Source organism: Synechococcus sp. CCY 0621 (assembly GCF_019038465.1).
Lineage (GTDB): Bacteria > Cyanobacteriota > Cyanobacteriia > PCC-6307 > Cyanobiaceae > Cyanobium.
On the sequence record NZ_JAFKRH010000054.1, the window covers coordinates 1 to 1,540 of the forward strand.

Annotated in this window: 3 protein-coding genes; all 3 read left to right on the plus strand. The window is 61.8% G+C overall.

The features are described from left to right. Positions 1–364: 364 nt before the first annotated feature. Entirely contained in the window at positions 365–721 is a 357-nt protein-coding gene (locus KUG43_RS16415; RefSeq protein WP_216910885.1) for a type II toxin-antitoxin system RelE/ParE family toxin, read from the plus strand. Continuing rightward, positions 694–1,026, plus strand: coding sequence for a helix-turn-helix transcriptional regulator (locus KUG43_RS16420; RefSeq protein WP_216910887.1), 333 nt, complete (start codon positions 694–696; stop codon positions 1,024–1,026). The genes KUG43_RS16415 and KUG43_RS16420 overlap by 28 nt, the downstream gene beginning before the upstream one ends. Before the next feature lie 137 nt (positions 1,027–1,163). Beyond that, the gene (locus KUG43_RS16425; RefSeq protein WP_216910889.1) at positions 1,164–1,433 is read left to right on the plus strand and encodes a BrnT family toxin; all 270 of its coding nucleotides are present in this window, start codon (positions 1,164–1,166) and stop codon (positions 1,431–1,433) included. Positions 1,434–1,540: the final 107 nt, after the last annotated feature.

Below are 1,540 nucleotides of genomic sequence, written 5' to 3' on the forward strand. Positions count from 1 at the left end.
CGTGGCCATCGCCATAGGCGGTGATGCCGTTGAAGGTGAACCCGGCCCACCATGCGCTTCCCAGGATCCGGCGGGCCACGTCCTGCGCCGGGGCTGGGCTCAAGCGGCCGAGCAGTTCCATGAGCATGAGCGGCTGGTAGATGCGGATCATGCGCATCCGCTAGGCGATGGTCTCGCGCAGGCGCTCGTAGGTGGCGGAGGGGTACGGGGGCATGGGGTGAGGCTGGCTGGGTGATACGGGGGTGGCACTTGTGGATGAGCAGCTTTGGTGCCATGGCGCTCCTTCACCCTCCTTCCGCCAAGACCTTTCAACCGACCCGATTTCAGGGCGTGCAAGCCATGGGCAGGTAGCACGCGCGCCACCATGGAATGGTCGTTTCGGGTTGACTACTACAGCTCTCGCGTTCGCGAGGAGATCGAGTCCTGGCCTGTCAATCTGGTGGCTCGCTGCGATGAGCTGCTCGATTTGCTTGAGGACCACGGCCCCCTGCTCGGGGCGCCTCACTCCAATCCCATGGGCGGCGGGCTGTTCGAGCTCAGGCCCAAAGGCCATTCCGGCATCGGCCGGGCGTTCTATTGCTTCTGCAATGACCGAGTGATCACCGTTCTCCACACCTTCGTCAAGAAGACCCAGAAAACACCCAGACGAGAGCTTCTACTTGCTCGAGCACGCCTCAAGAACGTTAAAACGCCATGGCTGACATTCCTTATCGACCGGTGATCCGCGATCGCCTGACCGAACGCTCCAGGGTTGAGCAGATCCCTGGCTACAACCAGGCAAGGCAGGAAGCTGCCGTGGAATTCCGCCTGATCAGGCAGCTTCTCGAGGCCCGCAGGCGGGCCGGTCTCACGCAAGAGGATGTGGCCCTGCGGATGGGCACAACGCGCAGCGCCATCAGTCGGCTCGAGGGATCCCGCAAGCACCTCCCCGCACTGACAACCCTCCGCCGCTACGCCGATGTGCTCGGTTGCGATGTGGAGATCAGCCTCGTGCCTCGATCCCCTGGGCCCGCTTCACCGACTTGATCAGCTGTGTCGGTGGGCCGATCCTGGCTGGGGTGAGACGGGGGGTGGCACTTGCCCTTCGAGGTTCCCTCTCCCTTTTGCCATGCCCACCCAGCTCGCGGATTCAGTCAGCGGCTCTACCCCAGCCACGCAGGGCGGTGATCCGCTTTGATCCCCTCAAACGGCTGCGGACTCTGGAGCAGCGAGGCCTGGATTTTCTCGATGCTGAACGCGTCTTTGCCGGGCCGACGCTGGAGTTTGAAGACCGCCGGCGCGACTATAGTGAGTTTCGGACTGTCTGCCTGGGTCTGCTTGAGGGTCGCATGGTCGTGATCATCTACACCCAGCGTTCCTTTTTTCGTCAGATCATTTCGATGCGTAAGGCCAATGCAAGAGAGCAACTACGTTTTCGCCACCACTTCTCCTGATGACCCGATTCGCTCGGATCTACAGCGTGTGGATGCGCATGTGATCCAGCCTGAAGAGTATGCCGAGATTCCGGAGATCACGGATGACGATCTGGCACGTGCTGTGA

Excerpts from the sequence above, each read along its gene's own strand:
- KUG43_RS16415 (WP_216910885.1), top strand. The coding sequence starts at position 365 with ATGGAATGGTCGTTTCGGGTTGACTACTACAGCTCTCGCGTTCGCGAG.
- KUG43_RS16420 (WP_216910887.1), top strand. The coding sequence starts at position 694 with ATGGCTGACATTCCTTATCGACCGGTGATCCGCGATCGCCTGACCGAA.